At 57.6% G+C, this 24,372-nt stretch carries 23 protein-coding genes; 19 read left to right on the top strand and 4 right to left on the bottom strand.

All coding sequences use genetic code 11. The features are described 5' to 3' along the window. Positions 1-2: 2 nt before the first annotated feature. From gyrB to dnaA, 4 genes are read right to left on the bottom strand one after another with little or no spacing between them, the layout of a single operon-like run. Positions 3-2,420: a DNA topoisomerase (ATP-hydrolyzing) subunit B gene (gene gyrB, locus AC1RME_RS03190; protein ID WP_007954129.1), complete on the bottom strand. Its 2,418-nt coding sequence runs from the start codon at positions 2,418-2,420 to the stop codon at positions 3-5. 5 nt (positions 2,421-2,425) lie between these two features. Beyond that, positions 2,426-3,529 carry a DNA replication/repair protein RecF gene (recF, locus tag AC1RME_RS03185; RefSeq protein ID WP_007911886.1) on the bottom strand — a complete coding sequence of 368 codons (1,104 nt, stop codon included), beginning with the start codon at positions 3,527-3,529 and terminating at the stop codon, positions 2,426-2,428. Positions 3,530-3,543: 14 nt separating this feature from the next. Beyond that, complete coding sequence (gene dnaN, locus AC1RME_RS03180; RefSeq protein WP_096822384.1) at positions 3,544-4,647, bottom strand: DNA polymerase III subunit beta; 1,104 nt, start codon at positions 4,645-4,647, stop codon at positions 3,544-3,546. A 39-nt stretch (positions 4,648-4,686) separates the two neighbouring features. Further along, positions 4,687-6,210, bottom strand: coding sequence for a chromosomal replication initiator protein DnaA (gene dnaA / locus AC1RME_RS03175; RefSeq protein ID WP_096822383.1), 1,524 nt, complete (start codon positions 6,208-6,210; stop codon positions 4,687-4,689). Positions 6,211-6,777: 567 nt separating this feature from the next. On the opposite strand from dnaA, the gene rpmH reads away from it, so the two are divergent. The 19 genes from rpmH to glmU all read left to right on the top strand — a co-directional run bounded on the left by rpmH (position 6,778) and on the right by glmU (position 24,248). Beyond that, complete coding sequence (gene rpmH / locus AC1RME_RS03170; protein WP_003213577.1) at positions 6,778-6,912, top strand: 50S ribosomal protein L34; 135 nt, start codon at positions 6,778-6,780, stop codon at positions 6,910-6,912. 16 nt (positions 6,913-6,928) lie between these two features. After that, entirely contained in the window at positions 6,929-7,330 is a 402-nt protein-coding gene (gene rnpA, locus AC1RME_RS03165) for a ribonuclease P protein component (protein WP_011336726.1), read from the top strand. Next, the gene (yidD, locus tag AC1RME_RS03160; RefSeq protein ID WP_010465488.1) at positions 7,323-7,568 is read left to right on the top strand and encodes a membrane protein insertion efficiency factor YidD; all 246 of its coding nucleotides are present in this window, start codon (positions 7,323-7,325) and stop codon (positions 7,566-7,568) included. Before rnpA ends, yidD begins: the two co-directional genes overlap by 8 nt. 2 nt (positions 7,569-7,570) lie before the next feature. Beyond that, positions 7,571-9,253: a membrane protein insertase YidC gene (gene yidC, locus AC1RME_RS03155; RefSeq protein ID WP_096822381.1), complete on the top strand. Its 1,683-nt coding sequence runs from the start codon at positions 7,571-7,573 to the stop codon at positions 9,251-9,253. 81 nt (positions 9,254-9,334) lie between these two features. Further along, positions 9,335-10,705, top strand: coding sequence for a tRNA uridine-5-carboxymethylaminomethyl(34) synthesis GTPase MnmE (gene mnmE, locus AC1RME_RS03150; RefSeq protein ID WP_493070396.1), 1,371 nt, complete (start codon positions 9,335-9,337; stop codon positions 10,703-10,705). A gap of 552 nt (positions 10,706-11,257) precedes the next feature. Continuing rightward, positions 11,258-13,156, top strand: coding sequence for a tRNA uridine-5-carboxymethylaminomethyl(34) synthesis enzyme MnmG (gene mnmG / locus AC1RME_RS03145; protein WP_096822379.1), 1,899 nt, complete (start codon positions 11,258-11,260; stop codon positions 13,154-13,156). Beyond that, positions 13,153-13,797 (top strand): 16S rRNA (guanine(527)-N(7))-methyltransferase RsmG, encoded by a 645-nt coding sequence (rsmG, locus tag AC1RME_RS03140; protein ID WP_007911906.1) that lies wholly within the window; start codon positions 13,153-13,155, stop codon positions 13,795-13,797. Before mnmG ends, rsmG begins: the two co-directional genes overlap by 4 nt. A gap of 18 nt (positions 13,798-13,815) precedes the next feature. Beyond that, the gene (locus AC1RME_RS03135; RefSeq protein WP_007954142.1) at positions 13,816-14,613 is read left to right on the top strand and encodes a ParA family protein; all 798 of its coding nucleotides are present in this window, start codon (positions 13,816-13,818) and stop codon (positions 14,611-14,613) included. Positions 14,614-14,622: 9 nt separating this feature from the next. Continuing rightward, positions 14,623-15,495 carry a ParB/RepB/Spo0J family partition protein gene (locus AC1RME_RS03130; protein WP_064600630.1) on the top strand — a complete coding sequence of 291 codons (873 nt, stop codon included), beginning with the start codon at positions 14,623-14,625 and terminating at the stop codon, positions 15,493-15,495. Positions 15,496-15,643: 148 nt separating this feature from the next. Then, a complete protein-coding gene (locus tag AC1RME_RS03125; protein WP_003229783.1) occupies positions 15,644-16,051 on the top strand; it encodes a F0F1 ATP synthase subunit I in 408 nt (135 codons plus the stop codon). Positions 16,052-16,067: 16 nt separating this feature from the next. Next, the gene (gene atpB, locus AC1RME_RS03120; RefSeq protein WP_007954148.1) at positions 16,068-16,937 is read left to right on the top strand and encodes a F0F1 ATP synthase subunit A; all 870 of its coding nucleotides are present in this window, start codon (positions 16,068-16,070) and stop codon (positions 16,935-16,937) included. Between the two features lie 134 nt (positions 16,938-17,071). After that, positions 17,072-17,329, top strand: a complete 258-nt coding sequence (gene atpE, locus AC1RME_RS03115) for a F0F1 ATP synthase subunit C (protein ID WP_003097235.1) — start codon at positions 17,072-17,074, stop codon at positions 17,327-17,329. Positions 17,330-17,387: 58 nt separating this feature from the next. After that, positions 17,388-17,858, top strand: coding sequence for a F0F1 ATP synthase subunit B (locus tag AC1RME_RS03110; protein WP_007954149.1), 471 nt, complete (start codon positions 17,388-17,390; stop codon positions 17,856-17,858). Positions 17,859-17,870: 12 nt separating this feature from the next. Next, complete coding sequence (locus AC1RME_RS03105; protein ID WP_007911956.1) at positions 17,871-18,407, top strand: F0F1 ATP synthase subunit delta; 537 nt, start codon at positions 17,871-17,873, stop codon at positions 18,405-18,407. A gap of 21 nt (positions 18,408-18,428) precedes the next feature. After that, on the top strand, positions 18,429-19,973 hold the full coding sequence (gene atpA / locus AC1RME_RS03100) for a F0F1 ATP synthase subunit alpha (RefSeq protein WP_096822378.1): 1,545 nt from the start codon (positions 18,429-18,431) through the stop codon (positions 19,971-19,973). Between the two features lie 50 nt (positions 19,974-20,023). Then, entirely contained in the window at positions 20,024-20,884 is an 861-nt protein-coding gene (atpG, locus tag AC1RME_RS03095; protein ID WP_092297368.1) for a F0F1 ATP synthase subunit gamma, read from the top strand. Positions 20,885-20,911: 27 nt separating this feature from the next. Beyond that, positions 20,912-22,291 (top strand): F0F1 ATP synthase subunit beta, encoded by a 1,380-nt coding sequence (gene atpD / locus AC1RME_RS03090; protein WP_096822377.1) that lies wholly within the window; start codon positions 20,912-20,914, stop codon positions 22,289-22,291. 45 nt (positions 22,292-22,336) lie between these two features. Continuing rightward, positions 22,337-22,762 (top strand): F0F1 ATP synthase subunit epsilon, encoded by a 426-nt coding sequence (locus AC1RME_RS03085; protein WP_007954164.1) that lies wholly within the window; start codon positions 22,337-22,339, stop codon positions 22,760-22,762. Between the two features lie 118 nt (positions 22,763-22,880). Next, entirely contained in the window at positions 22,881-24,248 is a 1,368-nt protein-coding gene (glmU, locus tag AC1RME_RS03080) for a bifunctional UDP-N-acetylglucosamine diphosphorylase/glucosamine-1-phosphate N-acetyltransferase GlmU (RefSeq protein WP_096822376.1), read from the top strand. The last annotated feature ends 124 nt before the right edge of the window (positions 24,249-24,372 follow it).

Genomic DNA, 24,372 nt, shown 5'->3' with positions numbered 1-24,372 from the left:
GATCAGAAATCCAGGTTGGAAACCGCCAGAGCATTGCTCTCGATGAAGTCACGGCGAGGTTCGACCGCATCACCCATCAGGGTGTTGAAGATCTGGTCTGCACCAATGGCGTCTTCGATGGTGACTTTCAGCATGCGGCGCACGCTTGGGTCCATGGTGGTTTCCCACAGCTGATCCGGGTTCATTTCGCCCAGACCTTTGTATCGCTGGATGGTGTGGCGCTTGGTGCTTTCGGCCATCAGCCAGTCCAGGGCTTCCTTGAACTCCGTGACCGCTTTCTTGCGCTCGCCACGCTGGATGTACGCGCCGTCGTCGAGCAGGGTGCTCAGTTGAGCGCCGAGGGTGACAACGGTCTTGTAGTCGTTGCTGCCGAAGAAGTCGCGGTTGAAGGTGACGTAGTTCGACAGGCCGTGGGAGATCAGTTCGACCTCCGGCAGCCACACGCCACGTTCACGGTCTTCGCGCAGGCTGGCCTTGTAGACCAGGCCGGACTTCTCGACGGTGCGCAGACGGACTTCGTACTGGGCCAGCCAGTCTTGCATCTTGGCGTGGTCGCCGAGCATTTCCAGGCTGACGGCCGGCAGGTAGATGAAGTGCTCGGTCAGCTCCTGCGGGTACAGGCGCGACAGACGCTTGAGGGTCTTCATCACCATGCGGAAGTCGTTCACCAGACGTTCCAGCGCTTCGCCGGAAATACCCGGGGCGTCTTCGTTCAGGTGCAGGCTCGCATCTTCCAGGGCCGACTGCGTCATGTACTCTTCCATGGCGTCGTCGTCTTTGATGTATTGCTCTTGCTTGCCTTTCTTGACCTTGTACAGCGGCGGCTGGGCGATGTAGATGTAGCCGCGCTCGATCAGCTCCGGCAACTGACGGAAGAAGAAGGTCAGCAGCAGGGTACGGATGTGCGAACCGTCGACGTCAGCATCGGTCATGATGATGATGTTGTGATAGCGCAGTTTGTCGATGTTGTACTCTTCGCGGCCGATACCGCAGCCCAGCGCGGTGATCAGGGTGCCCACTTCCTGGGACGAGATCATCTTGTCGAAACGCGCTTTCTCGACGTTGAGGATCTTGCCCTTCAGCGGCAGGATGGCCTGGGTCTTGCGGTTACGTCCCTGCTTGGCAGAGCCGCCCGCGGAGTCACCTTCCACGAGGTACAGTTCGGACAGCGCCGGGTCTTTTTCCTGGCAGTCAGCCAGTTTGCCCGGCAGGCCGGCGATGTCCAGCGCGCCTTTGCGGCGGGTCATCTCACGAGCCTTGCGCGCAGCTTCACGGGCACGGGCGGCGTCGATCATCTTGCCGACAACCAGTTTGGCTTCGTTCGGGTTTTCCAGCAGGAAGTCCGAGAAGTACTTGCCCATTTCCTGTTCGACCGCAGTCTTCACTTCGGAAGACACCAACTTGTCTTTAGTCTGGGAGCTGAACTTCGGATCCGGCACCTTCACCGAGATGATCGCGGTCAGGCCTTCACGGGCATCGTCACCGGTGGTGGCGACTTTGTGCTTCTTCGCCAGACCTTCCTGCTCGATGTAGTTGTTCAGGTTACGCGTCAGTGCGGAACGGAAGCCCACCAGGTGAGTGCCGCCGTCGCGCTGCGGGATGTTGTTGGTGAAGCACAACAGGTTCTCGTTGAAGCTGTCGTTCCACTGCAGGGCGATTTCCACGCCGATGCCGTCTTCACGCTGGATGTTGAAGTGGAACACCTGGTTGACCGCAGTCTTGTTGGTGTTCAGGTATTCAACGAACGCACGCAGGCCGCCTTCGTACTTGAACAGCTCTTCCTTGCCGCTGCGCTCATCCTTGAGGACGATACCGACACCGGAGTTGAGGAAGGACAGTTCACGAATGCGCTTGGCCAGGATGTCCCAGCTGAAGTGAATGTTCTTGAAGGTTTCGCTGGAAGCCTTGAAGTGAATCTGGGTACCGGTGGTTTCGCTGTCGCCAACGATCGCCATCGGTGCCTGAGGTACGCCGTGGACGTAGGTCTGTTCCCAGATCTTGCCGCTGCGGCGAACGGTCAGTACCAGCTCTTCGGACAGCGCGTTCACAACAGAAACACCTACACCGTGCAGACCGCCGGATACCTTATAGGAGTTGTCGTCGAACTTACCGCCAGCGTGGAGGACGGTCATGATGACCTCGGCGGCGGAAACGCCTTCCTCTTTGTGCACGTCTACCGGGATGCCACGGCCGTTGTCTTTAACGGTGATGGACTCATCCGGGTGGATGATGATGCTGATGTCGTCGCAATGGCCGGCGAGGGCTTCGTCGATCGAGTTGTCGACCACCTCGAACACCATGTGGTGCAGACCGCTGCCATCGTCGGTGTCACCAATGTACATACCGGGACGTTTGCGCACGGCATCCAGGCCTTTCAGCACTTTAATGCTCGATGAGTCGTACGTATTTTCTTCGCTCAATGCCTTCACTCCCGATGGTCGTGGGTCTGGGTGATACGGCCCTGTTCCACGTGGAACAGAGCGACTGGCGTTTCCGTCTGCCAGCCTTCCCTCAATAATTCGTGATCTACACAGGTGATAAAGACCTGGCAGCGTAAGTCTTCCAGCAAGCGGCACAGCGCGCGACGGTGGCTTTCGTCCAGCTCGGACGGCAAGTCATCCACCAGATAAATACACTGGCCGCGTCGGGCCTGGCTCACCAGATGCCCCTGGGCAATGCGCAGGGCACAAACCACCAACTTCTGCTGACCCCGGGACAAGATGTCCGCGGCATTGTGAGCGCCCAATCTAAGACGCAAGTCAGCGCGTTGCGGTCCGGCCTGGGTATGACCCATTTGCTGGTCCCGCTGCAGGGAACCGGCAAGTACGGCACTCAATTCCCGGTCCTTGTCCCAGCCTCGGTAATAGCTGAGCGTCAAACCTTCGAGCTCAACCAGTTCGCTCAAGGTTTGTTCAAAGACTGGTTTCAAGGCTTTGATGTAAGCGCGGCGGTATTCATCGATTTCAGCGCTGGCCTGGCACAGTTCCCTGTCCCAAACCGCTTGCGAAACGGCGTCAAGTGTACCATGCCGCAGCCAGGAGTTTCTCTGGCGCAAGGCCTTCTGCAAACGCTGCCAGGTGGCCATGAACCGCGGTTCGACGTGGAACACGCCCCAGTCGAGGAACTGCCGGCGAATCTTCGGCGCACCTTCCAGCAGGCGAAAGCTGTCGGGGTTGATCAACTGCAGCGGCAGGATCTCCGCCAGTTGCGCGGCGCTGCGGGCATTCTGGCCATCGATGCGGATCTGGAACTCGCCCTGACGGTCGCGAGAGATCCCCAATGCACTGTGGCCACCCTCGGCGAGCTCCACCTGACCGAATACGGTACAGGCGAGTTGCTCATACTGGATGACCGGCAACAGCCGCGTGCTGCGAAACGAACGGGCAAGCCCCAGCAGGTGAATGGCTTCCAGAACACTGGTTTTGCCGCTGCCGTTGGCGCCGTAAAGAATGTTGATTCGGGGGGAGGGGGAGAAGGTCACCGGGTGCAGATTGCGCACCGCGGTGACCGAGACGCGACTTAGCGACATCCAGAGTCAGCTGATTACAGACGCATCGGCATGACAACGTAAGCCGAATCGTCATTGTCGGATTCTTGCACCAGCGCACTGCTGTTGGAGTCGGACAGGATCAAGCGAACCTGCTCGGTGGTCATCACGCCCAGCACGTCGAGCAGATAGCTGACGTTGAAGCCGATTTCCAGGGAGCCGCCGTTGTATTCCACGCCTACTTCTTCTTCCGCTTCTTCCTGTTCCGGGTTGTTCGCCTGGATCTTCAGCTGACCGTTGGCCAGTTGCAGACGGATGCCACGGTACTTCTCGTTGGACAGAATCGCGGTACGACTGAACGCTTCGCGCAGCGCCTGACGATCACCCAGTACCAGCTTGTCGCCGCCCTTCGGCAGAACGCGCTCGTAGTCAGGGAACTTGCCGTCGACCAGTTTCGAGGTGAAGGTGAATTCGCCGGTGGTCGCGCGGATGTGGTGCTGACCCAGCACGATGCTGACGTTGCCGTCCGGCTCGGTGAGCAGACGCGCCAGTTCGAGAATACCTTTGCGCGGCACGATCACTTGATGGCGATCCTGCTGACCGATGTCGGCCTGCATCGAGCACATTGCCAGACGGTGGCCATCGGTGGCCACGGCACGGATCACACCGGTCGACACTTCCAGCAACATGCCGTTGAGGTAGTAACGCACGTCCTGTTGGGCCATGGCGAAACTGGTGCGTTCGATCAGGCGACGCAGCTTGCTTTGATCCAGGCTGGTGGTCAGCGAACCCGGGCCTTCTTCCACAGTCGGGAAGTCGTTGGCCGGCAGGGTCGACAGGGTGAAGCGGCTACGGCCGGCTTTCACCACCAGTTTCTGCTCGTCGACCTTGATATCGATCAGCGCATCGTTTGGCAGGCTTTTGCAGATATCCATCAGCTTGCGCGCAGGCACAGTGATGGAACCTGTTTCAGCCGGCTCCTCGAGTTGCACGCGACCGACCAGCTCGACTTCCAGGTCGGTACCGGTCAGCGACAGTTGCTGGCCATCGACGACCAGCAGCACGTTGGACAGTACCGGCAAGGTCTGTCGGCGCTCGACGACGCCTGCGACCAGTTGCAGGGGTTTCAACAGGGCTTCGCGTTGAATGGTGAAATGCATGGTCTAGTCCCTTGCCTTAATAAGCTGCGCTGGTGTTCATCAAGTGGTCAGTGTACGCAGCAGGTTCTTGTAGTCCTCGCGGATGTCCGCGTCGGATTCCTTAAGTTCGTTGATCTTGCGGCAGGCGTGCAACACCGTCGTGTGGTCGCGACCGCCAAACACATCGCCGATTTCCGGCAGGCTGTGGTTGGTCAGTTCCTTGGACAGTGCCATGGCGACCTGACGCGGGCGAGCGACCGAGCGCGAACGGCGCTTGGACAGCAAGTCGGAGATCTTGATCTTGTAGTACTCGGCGACGGTGCGCTGAATGTTATCCACAGAGACCAGTTTGTCCTGCAACGCCAACAGGTCTTTCAGGGATTCGCGAATCAACTCGATGGTGATGTCGCGGCCCATGAAGTGCGAGTGGGCGATCACACGTTTCAGCGCGCCTTCCAGCTCACGGACGTTGGAGCGAATGCGCTGGGCGATGAAGAACGCCGCATCGTGTGGCAACTCGACTTTGGCCTGGTCGGCCTTCTTCATCAAGATGGCTACGCGGGTTTCAAGCTCCGGCGGCTCGACGGCAACCGTCAGGCCCCAGCCGAAGCGGGATTTCAGGCGCTCTTCAAGGCCTTCGATTTCCTTCGGATAGCGGTCACTGGTGAGAATGACCTGCTGGCCACCTTCAAGCAGGGCGTTGAAGGTGTGGAAAAACTCTTCCTGGGAACGTTCCTTGCGGGCGAAGAACTGAATGTCGTCGATCAACAGGGCGTCCACCGAACGGTAGAAACGCTTGAACTCGTTGATCGCGTTCAGTTGCAGCGCCTTGACCATGTCGGCCACGAAACGCTCGGAATGCAGGTACACGACCTTGGCATTCGGGTTCTTCTTTAACAGGTGGTTACCCACCGCGTGCATCAAGTGCGTCTTACCCAGACCCACGCCACCATAAAGGAAGAGCGGGTTGTAGCCGTGCTTGGGGTTATCCGCCACTTGCCAGGCCGCCGCACGGGCGAGCTGGTTGGACTTACCTTCGACGAAGTTCTCGAAGGTAAAGGTGCGATTCAGGTAGCTGGTGTGCTTGAGCGCGCCTTCGACCTGCACCGTGCGCTGTTCGGCACGCACCGGCGCTTGCTGGGAGGCGGCGCCCGCCATCGGGTCGAAGCTGTCGCGGGACGGCTCTTCGCTGACTTCCTCGGTTTTTTGCGTCGCGCGCTTGGCCGGGGTTGGGGCCGGCGCGGGTGCCGGAGCACTGACGGGCGCGGAACTGGCTTGAGCCAGCGATGCAGCGGCCGCGGCCAGTGGCGCGTTCGGCGCAGCACGCGGCGCAGAACTGCGCTTGCTGCCTATTAATAAGGAGAGCGACGGCGCCAGGCCGTTGCCATGCTCATCCAGCAGTTCAAGGACGCGCCCCAGGTACTTTTCGTTGACCCAGTCCAGAACAAAACGGTTCGGTGCGTAGACACGCAACTCGTCGCCTTCGGCTTCGACCTGTAATGGACGGATCCAGGTGTTGAATTGTTGGGCTGGCAGCTCTTCGCGCAAAAGCTCCACGCACTGCTGCCAAAGTTCCACTGACACGGAAATCCCCTAATTTGAAAGCCGGTGAGGCAAAAACAAGCGGCCATTGTAGCGGCCAGTCGTCCACTTATCCACATGCAGGTTGTCCGGTGGACATGATTTATCAATGCCTTATCCGGTGAAAAAGCGACCAACGGTGTGTGAATAAGCTCTGTGGATAACCCCATCTGAGCACACTGGACAACTGGGGGGCGAACCCGGTGGATAACCAGCCTGTGGATAAACGCCGTTTCCACCCACAGGTTATCCGATAGCGCAGCACAGGCTGAACACGGTTTTCCACTGTAGTTGTCATTCTCTGTACAGTGCTGAAAACAAGGCCTCGAGTCAGTTATCCACAGATGAGGCCGGGCCTAGCTTTTATAAGCTTTACAGAAAAGCTTTAAATACTTCGCTTCTTTATTTTTATATCTGGCAGGACGGAATTCACGAGCTGACAGCTCTGGAGATCTATTTATAAGGAAACGTTGGTTGGAAATTGACCTATTGGCTTGCTTTCTCTAGAATCCCCGGTCTCTTAAAACGGGGGCCATTCCGGCCCGTTGTGGACGAACCAGGTAACACGACATGAAACGTACTTTCCAACCAAGCACTATCAAACGCGCTCGTACCCACGGTTTCCGTGCTCGCATGGCTACCAAGAACGGTCGTGCAGTACTGTCGCGTCGTCGCGCCAAAGGCCGCGCACGTCTGGCAGTTTGATAATCCGGCACTGGAGGTGAGTCAGGACTTCAGTCGGGAAAAGCGTCTGCTTACTCCCCGGCATTTCAAGGCAGTCTTTGACTCCCCTACCGGCAAGGTTCCGGGGAAAAATCTCCTGCTCCTTGCGCGCAACAACGATCTCGATCACCCCCGTCTCGGGCTGGTTATCGGGAAAAAGAGCGTAAAGCTCTCCGTCGAGCGCAATCGCCTCAAACGTCTGATGCGCGAATCGTTTCGCCTGCACCAGGATTCACTGGTCGGCTGGGACATCGTTATCGTCGCGCGCAAAGGTTTGGGTGACGTAGAAAACCCCGAATTGATTCAGCATTTCGGCAAACTCTGGAAACGTCTGGCACGCAACAAGCCGGTACCAGCAGTCAAAACCGAAACTGTAGGGGTAGACAGTCCAGATGCGTAAACTGGCACTCGTTCCGATCCAGTTTTATCGCTACGCCATTAGTCCCTTGATGGCCAGTCACTGTCGTTTCTACCCCAGTTGTTCTTGCTACGCGTATGAAGCCATCGAAAATCATGGCCTTCTGCGCGGTGGCTGGCTGACCTTTCGTCGTTTAGGTCGCTGTCATCCGTGGAATCCCGGTGGTTATGACCCGGTTCCACCTATCCCTACCTCCCGTTCTTCTTCGATGGCCGAGTAATCATGGATATCAAACGCACGATCCTGATCGTCGCCCTGGCAATCGTGTCCTACGTCATGGTTCTTAAATGGAACCAGGACTATGGTCAGGCTGCCCTGCCGACTCAGAATGTTGCTTCCAGTACGACTACATCCGGTTTGCCGGACACCGCCACTGGCAATAACGCTGCCGCCAGTGACGATATTCCGCGCGCCGCAAGCGATACCAGCGCACCTGCCGAAACGCCGGTCGCCGCCAGCAAGGATCTGATCCAGATCAAAACCGACGTGCTCGATCTGTCGATCGATCCACAGGGTGGCGATGTTGCTCAACTGACCTTGCCTCTGTATCCACGTCGTCAGGATCGTCCGGACGTTCCGTTCCAGCTGTTCGACAACGGCGGCGAGCGTACTTATCTGGCGCAAAGCGGTCTGATCGGCACCAACGGTCCGGACGCAAGCCCGGCCGGTCGCCCGATCTACTCCTCGGAGAAGAAGACTTATCAACTGGCTGACGGTCAGGACCAATTGGTCGTCGACCTGAAGTTCAGCAAGGACGGCGTCAACTACATCAAGCGTTTCACCCTGAAACGTGGCCTGTATGACGTGACCGTCACTTATCTGATCGACAACCAGAGCGCTCAGCCTTGGTCCGGTTCGATGTTTGCCCAGCTGAAACGCGATGCAAGCGCCGATCCATCGTCGACCACTGCTACCGGCACCGCGACTTACCTGGGCGCCGCCCTGTGGACAAGTTCCGAGCCGTACAAGAAAGTGTCCATGAAGGACATGGACAAAGGTCAGCTCAAGGAAACCGTCACCGGTGGCTGGGTAGCTTGGCTGCAACACTACTTCGTGACTGCATGGGTTGCTCCGAAAGGCGAAAACAACGTCGTTCAGACCCGTAAAGACAGCAAAGGCAACTACATCATCGGTTACACCGGTCCTTCGTTGACCGCTGCACCGGGTGCAAAAGTCGAGACCAGCGCTGTTCTGTACGCCGGTCCGAAAAGCCAGGCAGTGCTGAAAGAGTTGTCCCCAGGTCTGGAACTGACCGTCGACTACGGCATTCTGTGGTTCATTGCCCAGCCAATCTTCTGGCTGCTGCAACATATCCACGCCATCGTCGGCAACTGGGGCTGGTCGATCATCTTCCTGACCATGCTGATCAAGGGGATTTTCTTCCCTCTGTCGGCCGCCAGCTACAAATCGATGGCCCGCATGCGTGCGGTGGCTCCGAAACTGGCTGCACTGAAAGAGCAACATGGCGATGACCGGCAGAAAATGTCGCAAGCCATGATGGAGCTGTACAAGAAAGAGAAGATCAATCCGCTGGGTGGCTGCTTGCCGATCCTGGTGCAGATGCCGGTTTTCCTTTCGCTGTACTGGGTTCTGCTGGAAAGCGTGGAAATGCGCCAGGCGCCGTTCATGCTGTGGATTACCGACCTGTCGATCAAGGATCCGTTCTTCATCCTGCCGATCATCATGGGCGCGACCATGTTCATCCAGCAGCGTCTGAACCCGACTCCTCCGGATCCGATGCAGGCCAAGGTCATGAAAATGATGCCAATCATCTTCACGTTCTTCTTCCTGTGGTTCCCGGCTGGTCTGGTGCTGTACTGGGTTGTGAACAACTGCCTGTCGATTGCTCAACAGTGGTACATCACGCGTAAGATCGAAGCGGCGACGAAAAAAGCCGAGGCGTAACTTACTCTGTGGATAACACCACTCAAAACGCCCCCTAGTGGGGCGTTTTGCTATCTGCCACTTTTGTCTGGATACCGGTTTATGAGCGCACCTCGTGAAACCATCGCAGCCGTCGCCACCGCTCAGGGCCGTGGCGGCGTGGGCATCGTTCGAATTTCCGGGCCGCTGGCCAGCGTTGCGGCCAAAGCCATCAGCGGCCGCGAACTGAAACCGCGGTTTGCCCACTACGGCCCGTTCTTCAGTGACGATCAACAGGTGCTGGATGAAGGTCTGGCGCTGTATTTCCCCGGGCCGAACTCGTTCACCGGCGAGGATGTGCTGGAACTGCAGGGCCACGGTGGTCCGATCGTCCTCGACATGTTGCTCAAGCGCTGCCTGGAACTGGGCTGTCGCCTGGCCCGTCCCGGTGAATTCAGTGAACGCGCCTTCCTCAATGACAAACTCGACCTGGCCCAGGCCGAGGCCATCGCCGACCTGATCGAAGCCAGTTCTGCACAGGCTGCACGCAACGCGTTGCGTTCCTTACAGGGTGCGTTTTCCCAGCGTGTGCATAACCTCACCGAACAACTGATCGGCTTGAGGATTTATGTCGAGGCAGCCATCGATTTCCCGGAAGAAGAAATCGACTTCCTCGCCGATGGCCACGTGCTGAGCATGCTCGACAAGGTTCGTGACGAGTTATCCACCGTCTTGCGCGAAGCCGGACAGGGTGCATTGCTGCGTGACGGCATGACCGTGGTGATCGCCGGTCGTCCGAATGCCGGCAAATCCAGTCTGCTCAACGCATTGGCCGGTCGAGAAGCCGCCATCGTGACTGAAATCGCCGGCACCACCCGGGATATCCTGCGCGAACATATCCACATCGACGGCATGCCACTGCATGTCGTGGACACCGCCGGTTTGCGTGATACCGACGACCATGTGGAAAAGATTGGTGTCGAGCGAGCGTTGAAGGCCATCGGCGAAGCCGATCGAGTGCTGTTGGTGGTCGATGCTACGGCCCCGGAAGCTGCGGATCCGTTCGCGTTGTGGCCAGAATTCCTTGAAACCCGACCAGATCCGGCGAAGGTCACCCTGATTCGCAACAAGGCCGATCTCACCGGTGAAGCCATTGCCCTGGAAGTCAGTGAAGATGGCCACGTGACCATCAGCCTGAGCGCCAAGTCTGCCGGTGAAGGCCTGGACCTGCTGCGTGATCACCTGAAGGCCTGCATGGGTTACGAGCAGACCTCGGAAAGCAGCTTCAGCGCACGCCGTCGTCACCTTGAAGCCTTGCGTCATGCTAGTGCGGCTCTTGAACACGGTCGCGCGCAGCTGACTCTGGCGGGTGCCGGCGAACTGTTGGCAGAAGATCTGCGCCAGGCTCAGCATTCCCTCGGGGAAATTACCGGGGCGTTCAGCTCTGATGATCTGCTGGGACGGATCTTTTCCAGCTTCTGCATCGGTAAATAGCCCTTCCGTTGTCCACAGACAGGTCCATTCGCGACCTGTCTGTCTCTCCTCTTTGACTTCCCTTCCTCCAGTGCCGGACAGATTTTCTGTTCCTGAGCGGATTTTCCGCGTCCGCGATTCCTTCATTCGTCCGATTTCTGTGGATTAAGCCCTGTGAATAACTGCTGCTGAGGGCAGTTGATAACAGGGCCTGAAAACTGAACATAACTGCCTCTGTGGATAACCACCTCATTCATCCACAGGCTTACACCGGTTATCCAAGGGCCTCCTGACCACATGGGCACAGGGTTTTGAATCGCTGTACATATTGAATATTAAGGCCTGTAGCAATCTATCCACAGAAATGTTGGGCAGTAAGAATAAGCTTTAAAACAAAGGTTTTATAAATTTCTCTCTTTTTTATTCTTTTAACCGCGAGTTCTCCACAGCTGGTTAATTTTTGTGCAAAGGGTTCTTTAGGAAGGGCGAAGTCCCTATACTTATCGACCAGGTCCAGAAACCTGATCTCAAACTATTCCTGAATTACCTACTTAAGCAGGCACGAGGTGCGTGGTGGATTTCCCTTCCCGTTTTGAAGTGATCGTCATCGGCGGCGGTCATGCCGGTACCGAGGCAGCACTGGCCTCAGCACGCATGGGTGCAAAAACCCTTCTGCTGACGCATAACGTGGAAACCCTCGGAGCCATGAGTTGCAACCCGGCCATCGGTGGCATCGGCAAAAGCCATCTGGTCAAGGAAATCGACGCCCTCGGCGGCGCGATGGCCATGGCCACCGATAAGGGCGGCATCCAGTTTCGCGTGTTGAACAGCCGCAAAGGCCCGGCCGTACGAGCGACCCGTGCGCAAGCCGACCGGATTTTGTACAAAGCCGCTGTCCGCGAAATTCTGGAAAACCAACCGAACCTGTGGATATTTCAACAAGCCGCTGACGACCTGATCGTCGAGCAGGAACAAGTACGCGGTGTTGTCACGCAAATGGGTCTGCGTTTCTTCGCTGATTCCGTTGTGCTGACTACTGGTACGTTCCTGGGCGGACTTATCCACATCGGTTTGCAGAATTTCTCTGGCGGTCGCGCCGGTGATCCGCCGTCGATCGCCCTGGCGCACCGTCTGCGTGAACTGCCGCTGCGTGTCGGTCGCCTGAAAACCGGTACGCCTCCGCGTATCGACGGCAAGTCTGTGGATTTCTCGGTGATGACCGAGCAACCGGGTGATACGCCGATCCCGGTGATGTCGTTCATGGGCAACAAGGAACAGCATCCACGTCAGGTCAGCTGCTGGATTACTCACACCAACGCCCGCACCCACGAAATCATCGCCGCGAACCTCGATCGTTCGCCGATGTATTCCGCGGCCGGCGAGATTGAAGGCATTGGTCCGCGTTATTGCCCTTCGATTGAAGACAAGATCCACCGCTTTGCCGACAAGGAAAGCCATCAGGTGTTCATCGAACCGGAAGGTCTGACCACCCATGAGCTGTATCCGAACGGGATATCCACAAGCCTGCCGTTCGACGTGCAATTGCAGATCGTGCAATCGATCCGCGGCATGGAAAACGCGCACATCGTGCGTCCGGGTTATGCGATCGAATACGACTACTTCGATCCGCGCGACCTGAAGTACAGCCTGGAAACCAAAGTTATCGGCGGTCTGTTCTTCGCTGGCCAGATCAACGGCACCACCGGTTACGAAGAAGCCGGCGCCCAGGGTTTGCTGGCCGGCGCGAACGCCGCGTTGCGTGCGAAAGGCAAAGAAGCCTGGTGCCCGCGTCGCGATGAAGCGTACATCGGAGTATTGGTCGACGACCTGATCACCCTCGGTACCCAAGAGCCGTACCGCATGTTCACTTCCCGTGCCGAATACCGCCTGATCCTGCGTGAGGACAACGCCGACCTGCGTCTGACCGAAAAAGGTCGCGAACTGGGTCTGGTCGATGACGCGCGTTGGGCAGCGTTCTGCAAGAAACGCGAAAGCATCGAACTCGAAGAACAGCGCCTGAAAAGCACTTGGGTTCGCCCGAATACGCAGCAGGGCGATGCGATTGCCGAGAAATTCGGCACGCCGCTGACTCACGAATACAACTTGCTCAACCTCTTGAGTCGTCCGGAAATCGACTACGCTGGTCTGGTCGAAGTGACCGGGCAGGGCGCCGAAGATCCACAGGTCGCCGAACAGGTCGAAATCAAGACCAAATACGCCGGTTACATCGACCGTCAACAGGACGAAATCGCCCGTCTGCGTGCAAGCGAAGACACGAAACTGCCTGTGGATATCGATTACACCAACATTTCCGGTCTCTCCAAGGAGATCCAGAGCAAGCTTGGCGCGACTCGTCCCGAGACGCTGGGCCAGGCTTCGCGGATCCCGGGTGTGACCCCGGCAGCGATTTCGCTGTTGATGATTCATTTGAAAAAACGCGGCGCGGGCCGTCAGTTGGAGCAAAGCGCTTGAGTTCTAAGGTCACTTCGCAACACGCCGAAGAGTTATCCACAGGAGCCCGCGAGCTCGGTGTCAATCTCACTGAAACCCAGCACGAATTGCTGCTGGGTTATCTGGCCCTGTTGATCAAATGGAACCAGGCCTACAACCTGACCGCCGTCCGCGATCCGGACGAAATGGTTTCCCGTCACTTGCTCGATAGCCTCAGCGTGATGTCGTTCATCGAAAACGGCCGCTGGCTGGACGTCGGTAGCGGCGGCGGCATGCCGGGGATCCCTTTGGCGATCCTGTATCCGGACTCGCAAGTGACCTGCCTGGACAGCAACGGCAAGAAAACCCGCTTCCTGACCCAGGTCAAACTCGAACTCAAACTGGATAACCTGCAAGTTATCCACAGTCGCGTCGAAGCGTTCCAGCCTGCACAGCCGTTCAACGGGATCATTTCCCGGGCGTTCAGCAGCATGGAGAACTTCACCAACTGGACTCGCCACCTTGGCGACGCCGATACACGCTGGCTGGCAATGAAGGGCGTCCATCCGGCCGATGAGCTGGTAGCATTGCCGGCAGACTTCAAACTCGATAGCGAACACGCCCTGGCCGTACCCGGTTGCCAAGGCCAACGCCATCTGCTGATACTGCGCCGCACGGCATGATTGGGAACACAAGCAAGAATGGCTAAGGTATTCGCGATAGCGAACCAGAAGGGTGGTGTGGGCAAGACCACCACCTGCATCAACCTCGCAGCATCCCTGGTCGCGACCAAGCGCCGGGTGCTGTTGATCGATCTCGATCCACAGGGCAACGCCACCATGGGTAGCGGTGTGGATAAACATGGCCTGGAAAACTCGGTCTACGACCTGCTGATCGGCGAATGCGATCTGGCCCAGGCCATGCACTACTCCGAACACGGTGGTTATCAACTGTTGCCGGCCAACCGCGATCTGACGGCGGCCGAAGTGGTGCTGCTGGAAATGCAGATGAAGGAAAGTCGTCTGCGCAGCGCGCTGGCGCCGATCCGTGAAAACTACGATTACATTCTGATCGACTGCCCGCCGTCGCTGTCGATGCTCACGCTGAACGCACTGGTCGCCGCTGACGGGGTGATTATCCCCATGCAGTGCGAGTACTTTGCGCTCGAAGGTTTGAGCGACCTTGTGGATAACATCAAGCGCATTGCCGAACTGCTGAACCCGAACCTGAAAGTCGAAGGCCTGCTGCGGACCATGTACGACCCGCGCCTGAGCCTGATGAACGATGTATCGGCCCAGCTCAAGGAACACTTCGGCGATCAGCTGTACGACACGGTGATCCCGCGCAACATCCGCCTGGCCGAAGCCCCGAGCTACGGTATGCCGGCGCTGGCCTACGACAAGCAATCGCGTGGCGCGCTGGCCTATCTGGCCCTGGCGGGCGAGATGGTTCGCCGTCAGCGCAAAAATTCACGCATCGCCGCTGCTCAGCCAACTTAAGGAATCCCCATGGCCGTCAAGAAACGAGGTCTCGGACGAGGACTGGATGCACTGCTGAGCGGTCCGACTGTCAGCTCGCTGGAAGAACAAGCGGCGCAGGCTGACAGCCGTGAGTTGCAGCACCTGCCACTGGACCTGTTGCAGCGCGGCAAGTATCAGCCACGCCGGGACATGGATCCGCAGGCGCTGGAAGAGCTGGCGCAGTCGATCAAGGCCCAGGGCGTGATGCAGCCGATCGTGGTTCGCCCGATTGGTGGTGGCCGCTTTGAAATCATCGCCGGTGAACGTCGCTGGCGTGCAAGCCAGCAGGCCGGGCAGGAAACCATCCCGGCCATGGTCCGTGATGTGCCGGATGAAACCGCGATCGCCATTGCGCTGATCGAGAACATCCAGCGCGAAGACCTGAATCCGATCGAAGAAGCGGTGGCCCTGCAGCGCTTGCAGCAGGAATTCCAGCTCACCCAGCAACAGGTCGCCGAGGCTGTGGGTAAGTCCCGCGTCACGGTGGCCAACCTGCTGCGCCTGATTGCGCTGCCGGAAGTCATCAAGACCATGCTGTCCCACGGCGACCTGGAAATGGGCCATGCCCGTGCATTGCTCGGTCTGCCGGACAATCAGCAGGTGGAAGGGGCGCGACATGTTGTCGCACGCGGTCTTACCGTGCGCCAGACTGAAGCACTGGTTCGTCAGTGGTTAAGTGGCAAACCCGAGCCCGTCGAACCCTCCAAACCCGACCCGGATATCGCTCGCCTCGAGCAACGTCTGGCCGAGCGCCTAGGCTCTGCGGTGCAGATCCGCCACGGGAAGAAGGGAAAGGGTCAGTTGGTGATCGGTTACAACTCTCTCGATGAGCTTCAGGGTGTGCTCGCACACATCCGCTGAAACAATTCCTCTTGTAGCGCGCAGTCGGAAATCACTACCTGACAGTTGAATAGGGGCAGAACCGCCCCTATACTCTGCGCGCATTTTGTCGGCACAAATTATGCCAAGTTATTGAATTTCGGCAGCCGACCATTGGAGAGCAATAGTGATGGAAACCCGCAAGCCAAACCGCCTGCCGTTCCATCGCCTGGCGGTTTTTCCGGTGTTAATGGCTCAATTTGTCATTTTGCTCATTGCCGCTTTGGCGCTCTGGCAATGGCACGGAGTCGTTGCCGGATACTCGGGACTTTGCGGAGGCCTGATAGCCTTGCTGCCCAATGTTTATTTCGCTCACAAGGCATTTCGGTTTTCCGGCGCCCGAGCAGCCCAGTCCATCGTCCGGTCGTTCTACGCCGGCGAGGCAGGCAAACTGATTTTGACGGCAGTGCTGTTTGCACTGGTGTTTGCAGGTGTGAAGCCACTGGCGCCGATTGCTGTATTCGGCGCCTTCGTGCTGACTCAGTCGGTCAGCTGGTTCGCTCCCCTGCTGATGAGAACAAGACTTTCGAGACCTTAGGGCGTTTGAGGCAACCATGGCAGAAACAACCGCTTCGGGCTATATCCAGCACCACTTGCAGAACCTGACCTTTGGTCAGCTACCCAACGGCGGCTGGGGCTTTGCCCACACCGCAGCAGAAGCCAAGGAAATGGGCTTCTGGGCTTTCCACGTCGATACCCTCGGCTGGTCGGTCGCGCTGGGTCTGATTTTCGTTCTTCTTTTCCGCATGGCGGCCAAGAAGGCGACTTCCGGTCAGCCAGGTGCACTGCAGAACTTCGTTGAAGTGCTGGTCGAATTCGTCGATGGCAGCGTGAAAGACAGCTTCCATGGCCGTAGCCCGGTGATTGCACCGCTGGCACTGACCATCTTCGTCTGGGTGTTCCTGATGAACGCCGTCGACCTGGTACCGGTCGACTGGATTCCTCAGCTGGCCATCCTGATTTCCGGCGATCACCACATCCCGTTCCGCGCCGTGTCGACTACCGACCCGAACGCGACCCTGGGCATGGCGTTCTCGGTTTTCGCACTGATCATTTTCTATAGCATCAAGGTCAAGGGCCTCGGCGGCTTCATCGGCGAGCTGACCCTGCACCCGTTCGGCAGCAAGAACATCTTCGTTCAGGCGCTGCTGATCCCGGTGAACTTCCTGCTGGAATTCGTGACCCTGATCGCCAAACCGATCTCTCTGGCTCTGCGTCTGTTCGGCAACATGTATGCCGGCGAGCTGGTGTTCATCCTGATCGCTGTGATGTTCGGCAGCGGCCTGCTCTGGCTCAGCGGCCTGGGCGTTGTTCTGCAGTGGGCGTGGGCTGTGTTCCACATCCTGATCATCACCCTGCAGGCGTTCATCTTCATGATGCTGACCATCGTCTACCTGTCGATGGCGCACGAAGAAAACCATTAAGACCAGTCTCGACTAGTCTGATGTCCTTCCCGGTAAAACGGGAAGGGGCTCCTCACGGGGCACCATGAAACGATTTGTTTTACCGCTTTAATCTAAAAAACCTAAACCATACGACGTAAAAGTCGGGAGGAAAGATGGAAACTGTAGTTGGTCTAACCGCTATCGCTGTTGCACTGTTGATCGGCCTGGGCGCACTGGGTACCGCAATTGGTTTCGGCCTGCTGGGCGGCAAGTTCCTGGAAGGCGCAGCGCGTCAGCCAGAAATGGTTCCAATGCTGCAAGTTAAAATGTTCATCGTTGCCGGTCTGCTCGACGCCGTAACCATGATCGGTGTTGGTATCGCTCTGTTCTTCACCTTTGCGAACCCGTTCGTTGGTCAAATCGCTGGCTAATCATTCGGATTTTCCGAGTGATTTGGTGTGATGGACAACGTAACTGCGAGGTGTTGGCGTGAACATTAATGCGACCCTGATTGGCCAGTCCGTTGCGTTCCTGATTTTTGTACTGTTCTGCATGAAGTTCGTATGGCCTCCGGTCATCGCAGCTCTGCACGAACGTCAAAAGAAGATCGCTGATGGTCTGGACGCTGCCAGCCGAGCAGCTCGCGACCTGGAGTTGGCCCAAGAGAAAGCGGGTCAGCAACTGCGCGAAGCGAAAGCTCAGGCAGCTGAAATCATCGAGCAAGCCAAGAAACGCGGTAACCAGATTGTCGAAGAGGCCGTTGAAAAGGCCCGCGTCGACGCTGACCGTGTGAAGGTTCAGGCTCAAGCCGAGATCGAACAGGAACTGAACAGTGTCAAAGACAAGCTGCGCGCCCAAGTGGGCTTGCTGGCTGTCGGCGGCGCCGAGAAGATCCTGGGTGCCACAATCGATCAAAACGCGCACGCAGAGCTGGTTAACCAACTGGCTGCTGAAATCTAAGCGAGGGCGATCATGGCAGAACTGACCACGTTGGCCCGACCTTACGCTAAGGCGGCCTTCGAGCACGCTCAGGCCCACCAGCAACTGGCCAATTGGTCAGCCATGCTCGGCCTGGCTGCAGCGGTGTCGCAAGACGACACCATGCAGCGCGTGCTCAAGGCCCCGCGACTGACGAGCGCAGAAAAGGCCGCCACGTTCATTGACGTGTGCGGCGACAAGTTTGATGCCAAGGCACAGAACTTCATCAATGTCGTTGCCGAAAACGACCGTCTCCCGCTTCTGCCGGAGATTGCTGCTCTGTTCGACCTGTACAAGGCCGAACAAGAGAAATCGGTAGACGTTGAAGTGACCAGTGCTTTTGCATTGAACCAAGAACAGCAAGACAAACTCGCCAAGGTTCTCAGTGCACGACTCAACCGGGAAGTGCGCCTGCAAGTTGCGGAGGATGCTGCCCTTATAGGTGGTGTCGTTATCCGCGCCGGCGACCTGGTTATCGATGGCTCGATTCGCGGCAAAATCGCGAAACTTGCCGAAGCATTGAAATCTTGAGTTTGAAGGGGCAGCAGAGCAATGCAGCAACTCAATCCTTCCGAAATAAGTGAAATTATCAAGGGCCGCATCGACAAGCTCGATGTGACCTCCCAAGCCCGTAACGAAGGCACTGTCGTCAGCGTATCTGACGGCATCGTGCGGATTCACGGTCTGGCCGACGTCATGTACGGCGAGATGATCGAGTTTCCGGGCGGCGTCTACGGTATGGCCCTCAACCTGGAGCAAGACTCCGTAGGTGCCGTTGTATTGGGCTCCTACCAGTCTCTGGCTGAAGGCATGAGCGCCAAGTGCACCGGCCGCATCCTCGAAGTTCCGGTTGGTAAGGAACTGCTGGGTCGCGTTGTCGACGCACTGGGTAACCCTGTTGACGGCAAAGGTCCGCTGAACAACACCTTGACCGACGCGGTCGAGAAAGTTGCTCCAGGCGTGATCTGGCGTAAGTCGGTAGACCAGCCTGTACAGACTGGCTACAAGGCTGTCGATGCCATGATCCCTGTCGGCCGTGGCCAGCGTGAGCTGATCATCGGTGACCGTCAGATCGGTAAGACCGCTCTGGCGATCGACGCGATCATCAACCAGAAAGACAGCGGCATTTTCTGCGTCTACGTTGCAATCGGTCAGAAACAATCGACCATCGCCAACGTGGTTCGCAAGCTGGAAGAAAACGGCGCCCTGGCCAACACGATCATCGTGGCTGCCAGTGCTTCGGAATCTCCTGCGCTGCAATTCCTGGCACCGTACTCCGGTTGCACCATGGGTGAATTCTTCCGCGACCGCGGTGAAGACGCGCTGATCGTTTATGACGATCTGTCCAAGCAAGCAGTGGCTTACCGCCAGATTTCCCTGCTGCTGCGCCGTCCACCAGGCCGTGAAGCTTACCCAGGCGACGTGTTCTATCTCCACTCCCGTCTGCTGGAGCGCGCATCCCGCGTTTCGGAAGAATACGTAGAGAAGTTCACCAACGGCGCAGTGACCGGCAAAACCGGTTCCCTGACCGCACTGCCGATCATCGAAACCCAGGCTGGCGACGTTTCCGCGTTCGTTCCGACCAACGTGATTTCCATCACCGACGGTCAGATCTTCCTGGAATCGGCCATGTTCAACTCGGGCATCCGCCCTGCAGTGAACGCCGGTGTTTCGGTATCCCGTGTGGGTGGTGCCGCTCAGACCAAGATCATCAAGAAGCTGTCCGGTGGTATCCGTACCGCTCTGGCTCAGTACCGTGAACTGGCGGCATTCGCCCAGTTCGCTTCTGACCTGGACGAAGCGACCCGTAAGCAACTTGAGCATGGTCAGCGCGTTACCGAGCTGATGAAGCAGAAGCAATACGCACCAATGTCGATCGCTGACATGGCGCTGTCGCTGTATGCCGCTGAGCGTGGGTTCCTGACTGACGTTGAAATCGCCAAGATCGGCAGCTTCGAACAAGCGCTGATTGCTTTCTTCAACCGCGATCACGCCGATTTGATGGCGAAGATCAACGTGAAGGGTGACTTCAATGACGAAATCGACGCTGGCATGAAAGCCGGTATCGAGAAGTTCAAGGCCACCCAAACCTGGTAAGCCGCAGCGGGAGCCGCAAGGCTCCCGCTTGCTAACCTGATAGGTGTTACATGGCAGGCGCAAAAGAGATTCGCAGTAAGATTGCGAGCATCAAAAGCACGCAAAAGATTACCAGCGCCATGGAAAAAGTGGCGGTCAGCAAAATGCGCAAGGCACAAATGCGCATGGCTGCTAGCCGTCCTTATGCGGAGCGTATCCGCCAGGTAATTGGGCATCTGGCCAACGCCAACCCGGAATACCGCCACCCGTTCATGATCGACCGCGCCATCAAGCGCGTTGGTTATGTCGTAGTGAGCAGTGACCGTGGTCTGTGCGGCGGCTTGAACACCAACCTGTTCAAGGCCCTGGTCAAGGACATGGCGGTAAACCGCGAAAACGGCGTCGAGATTGATCTGTGTGTCGTTGGTAGCAAGGGTGCGGCCTTTTTCCGCAACTTCGGCGGTAACGTCGTTGCAGCTATCAGCCACCTGGGTGAAGAGCCGTCGATCAATGATCTGATCGGCAGCGTCAAGGTGATGCTGGATGCTTATCTGGACGGCCGTATTGACCGCCTGTCCGTGGTATCCAACAAGTTCATCAACACCATGACGCAACAGCCTACCGTGGAGCAGTTGATTCCACTGGTGGCAACCCCGGATCAAGAACTCAAGCACCACTGGGACTATCTCTACGAACCGGATGCCAAGGAGCTGCTGGACGGCTTGATGGTCCGTTACGTGGAGTCGCAGGTCTACCAGGCGGTGGTCGAGAACAACGCGGCTGAACAAGCTGCGCGGATGATCGCGATGAAGAACGCTACCGACAACGCCGGTGATTTGATCAGCGATTTGCAGCTGATCTACAACAAGGCGCGTCAGGCTGCGATCACCCAAGAGATCTCGGAAATCGTCGGCGGCGCTGCCGCGGTTTAACGGTTCAAATATTCAGAGGATCCAGCTATGAGTAGCGGACGTATCGTTCAAATCATCGGCGCCGTTATCGACGTGGAATTTCCACGCGACAGCGTACCGAGCATCTACAACGCGCTGACAGTTCAAAGCGCGGCCGCAACCACTCTGGAAGTTCAGCAACAGCTGGGCGACGGCGTGGTTCGCACCATTGCGATGGGTTCCACCGAGGGCTTGAAGCGCGGTCTGGAAGTTACCGATTCTGGCGCAGCCATCTCCGTACCGGTCGGTAAAGCGACCCTGGGCCGGATCATGGACGTCCTCGGTAACCCGATCGACGAAGCTGGCCCGATTGACACCGACGAGCGTTGGGGCATTCACCGTCCAGCGCCTTCGTTCGCTGAACAGGCAGGCGGCAACGACCTGCTGGAAACCGGCATCAAGGTTATCGACCTGGTTTGCCCGTTTGCCAAAGGCGGTAAAGTCGGTCTGTTCGGTGGTGCCGGTGTAGGCAAAACCGTAAACATGATGGAACTGATCCGTAACATCGCCATCGAGCACAGCGGTTATTCCGTGTTCGCCGGTGTGGGTGAGCGTACTCGTGAGGGTAACGACTTCTACCACGAGATGAAGGACTCCAACGTTCTGGACAAAGTGGCACTGGTTTACGGTCAGATGAACGAGCCGCCGGGAAACCGTCTGCGCGTAGCACTGACCGGCCTGACCATGGCCGAGAAGTTCCGTGACGAAGGTAACGACGTTCTGCTGTTCGTCGACAACATCTATCGTTACACCCTGGCCGGTACTGAAGTATCCGCACTGCTGGGCCGTATGCCTTCGGCAGTAGGTTACCAGCCGACCCTGGCTGAAGAGATGGGCGTTCTGCAAGAACGTATCACTTCGACCAAGGAAGGTTCGATCACTTCGATCCAAGCGGTATACGTACCTGCGGACGACTTGACTGACCCGTCGCCAGCGACCACGTTTGCTCACTTGGACGCCACCGTCGTTCTGTCCCGTGACATCGCTTCCCTGGGTATCTACCCAGCGGTAGACCCACTGGACTCGACTTCGCGTCAGCTGGACCCGAACGTGATCGGCAACGATCACTACGAGACCGCTCGTGGTGTTCAGTACGTGCTGCAGCGTTACAAAGAACTGAAGGACATCATCGCGATCCTGGGTATGGACGAGCTGTCGGAAGCCGACAAGCAGTTGGTAAACCGTGCTCGTAAGATCCAGCGTTTCTTGTCGCAGCCGTTCTTCGTGGCTGAAGTCTTCACCGGTGCTTCGGGTAAATACGTTTCCCTGAAAGACACCATTGCTGGCTTCAAAGGCATCCTCAACGGTGACTACGACCACCTGCCAGAACAAGCGTTCTACATGGTTGGCGGCATCGAAGAAGCGATCGAGAAAGCCAAGAAACTGTAATCCCGGCGCCCGGCAACGGGCGCTCATTTAGGTTGAGGCAATCAGATGGCTATGACAGTCCATTGCGATATCGTCAGCGCGGAAGGAGAAATCTTTTCCGGCCTGGTCGAGATGGTGATTGCGCACGGTGCTCTGGGTGATCTTGGTATCGCTCTGGGCCACGCGCCGCTGATCACGAATCTCAAGCCGGGTCCGATCCGCCTGATCAAGCAAGGCGGGGAAGCCGAGGTGTTCTACATCTCCGGTGGTTTCCTCGAGGTTCAGCCGAACATGGTCAAGGTGCTTGCCGATACCGTGCAACGTGCCGCCGACCTGGATGAAGCTCAGGCTCAAGCAGCTCTCAAGGCTGCCGAAGCTGCTCTGCATGAGAAGAGCGCAGATTTCGACTACGGAGCTGCGTCCGCACGTCTGGCCGAGGCTGCAGCTCAGCTGCGCACCGTCCAGCAGATCCGCAAGAAGTTTGGCGGTTAATCCGTCAGCCACTTGTTGTGCGATTGATAAAAAAGGGTAGCCTCGGCTACCCTTTTTTCTTTTCCGACTTTCAAAAACCCGGTCGCAGTTGCTGACCACCCAGGATTGGTAGCCAGTCATGTCTCTTGAAATCGTTATCCTCGCGGCCGGTCAAGGCACCCGTATGCGTTCGGCACTGCCGAAAGTGCTGCACCCGATTGCCGGTGACTCGATGCTCGGCCATGTTATCCACAGTGCCCGTCAACTTGATCCCCAGCGCATTCACGTAGTTATCGGCCATGGCGCCGATGTGGTGCGCGAGCGGCTGGCCGCCGATGATCTCAATTTCGTGTTGCAGGACAAGCAGTTGGGCACCGGTCATGCGACTGCCCAGGCTGTGCCGTTCATCACCGCCGACACTGTTCTGATTCTTTACGGTGACGTGCCGCTGATCGAAGTCGAAACCCTGCAGCGTCTGCTCAAGCACGTTGTGCCAGGACAGATGGGATTGCTGACCGTCGAGCTGGACGATCCGACCGGTTATGGCCGCATCGTGCGTGATGCCAGCGGCAAGGTCGCGGCGATTGTCGAGCACAAGGACGCCAGCGAAGCACAGCGCGCGATCACTGAAGGCAATACCGGCATTCTTGCGGTGCCTGCCAGCCATCTGGCTGACTGGATGGGTCGCCTGTCGAACAACAACGCCCAGGGCGAGTATTACCTGACCGACGTGATTGAAATGGCGGTCGGTGATGGCCTGGTGGTTGCGACCGAGCAGCCCCATGATCCGATGGAAGTGCAGGGTGCCAACGATCGCAAGCAACTGTCCGAACTGGAGCGCCACTATCAGTTGCGCGCTGGCCGTCGTCTGATGGCTCAGGGTGTGACCCTGCGTGACCCGGCGCGGTTTGACGTGCGTGGTGAAGTGACCGCCGGTCGCGATGTGCTGATCGACGTCAACGTCATTCTCGAAGGCAAGGTGGTTATCGAAGACGACGTGGTGATCGGCCCGAACTGTGTGATCAAGGACAGTACTCTGCGCAAAGGCGTGGTGATCAAGGCCAACAGTCATATCGAAGGTGCAGTGCTCGGTGAAGGCAGCGATGCCGGCCCGTTTGCACGCCTGCGCCCGGGCACCGTGCTGGAGGCTCGCGCCCATGTGGGTAACTTTGTCGAACTGAAAAACGCCCGCATGGGCGAGGGCGCCAAGGCCGGACACCTGACCTATCTGGGTGATGCCGAGATAGGTGCCCGCACCAACATCGGCGCCGGCACCATCACCTGCAACTACGATGGTGCGAACAAGTGGAAAACCGTGTTGGGCGAAGATGTGTTCATCGGCTCCAACAACTCGCTGGTGGCGCCTGTGGATATCTCCGCGGGTGCAACCACCGCAGCCGGTTCGACCATTACCCAGAATGTGGATAACGCTCAGTTGGCCGTAGGCCGTGCGCGGCAGAAGAACATCGATGGCTGGAAACGGCCGGAGAAGATCAAGAAGAGCTGAGTTATCCACAGCGCTTCAATCTGAAAAATCGCTGCCTAAGGGCAGCGATTTTTTTTCATCCCCGTCTTGACGGTTTTGCTGCGATAGGTTTTGATTGCTTTCATTATCTTTCGAATCGAAACTT

The organism is Pseudomonas sp. GW822-FHT03F08, from assembly GCF_058801265.1.
This window is presented reverse-complemented; position numbering and strand designations above follow the sequence as displayed.

Excerpts from the sequence above, each read along its gene's own strand:
- recF (WP_007911886.1), bottom strand. The coding sequence starts at position 3,529 with ATGTCGCTAAGTCGCGTCTCGGTCACCGCGGTGCGCAATCTGCACCCG.
- AC1RME_RS03105 (WP_007911956.1), top strand. The coding sequence starts at position 17,871 with ATGGCAGAACTGACCACGTTGGCCCGACCTTACGCTAAGGCGGCCTTC.
- AC1RME_RS03135 (WP_007954142.1), top strand. The coding sequence starts at position 13,816 with ATGGCTAAGGTATTCGCGATAGCGAACCAGAAGGGTGGTGTGGGCAAG.
- atpB (WP_007954148.1), top strand. The coding sequence starts at position 16,068 with ATGGCAGAAACAACCGCTTCGGGCTATATCCAGCACCACTTGCAGAAC.
- atpE (WP_003097235.1), top strand. The coding sequence starts at position 17,072 with ATGGAAACTGTAGTTGGTCTAACCGCTATCGCTGTTGCACTGTTGATC.
- dnaN (WP_096822384.1), bottom strand. The coding sequence starts at position 4,647 with ATGCATTTCACCATTCAACGCGAAGCCCTGTTGAAACCCCTGCAACTG.
- mnmE (WP_493070396.1), top strand. The coding sequence starts at position 9,335 with ATGAGCGCACCTCGTGAAACCATCGCAGCCGTCGCCACCGCTCAGGGC.
- AC1RME_RS03130 (WP_064600630.1), top strand. The coding sequence starts at position 14,623 with ATGGCCGTCAAGAAACGAGGTCTCGGACGAGGACTGGATGCACTGCTG.
- AC1RME_RS03085 (WP_007954164.1), top strand. The coding sequence starts at position 22,337 with ATGGCTATGACAGTCCATTGCGATATCGTCAGCGCGGAAGGAGAAATC.
- glmU (WP_096822376.1), top strand. The coding sequence starts at position 22,881 with ATGTCTCTTGAAATCGTTATCCTCGCGGCCGGTCAAGGCACCCGTATG.
- atpA (WP_096822378.1), top strand. The coding sequence starts at position 18,429 with ATGCAGCAACTCAATCCTTCCGAAATAAGTGAAATTATCAAGGGCCGC.
- AC1RME_RS03125 (WP_003229783.1), top strand. The coding sequence starts at position 15,644 with ATGGAAACCCGCAAGCCAAACCGCCTGCCGTTCCATCGCCTGGCGGTT.
- yidD (WP_010465488.1), top strand. The coding sequence starts at position 7,323 with ATGCGTAAACTGGCACTCGTTCCGATCCAGTTTTATCGCTACGCCATT.
- rpmH (WP_003213577.1), top strand. The coding sequence starts at position 6,778 with ATGAAACGTACTTTCCAACCAAGCACTATCAAACGCGCTCGTACCCAC.
- yidC (WP_096822381.1), top strand. The coding sequence starts at position 7,571 with ATGGATATCAAACGCACGATCCTGATCGTCGCCCTGGCAATCGTGTCC.
- atpG (WP_092297368.1), top strand. The coding sequence starts at position 20,024 with ATGGCAGGCGCAAAAGAGATTCGCAGTAAGATTGCGAGCATCAAAAGC.
- atpD (WP_096822377.1), top strand. The coding sequence starts at position 20,912 with ATGAGTAGCGGACGTATCGTTCAAATCATCGGCGCCGTTATCGACGTG.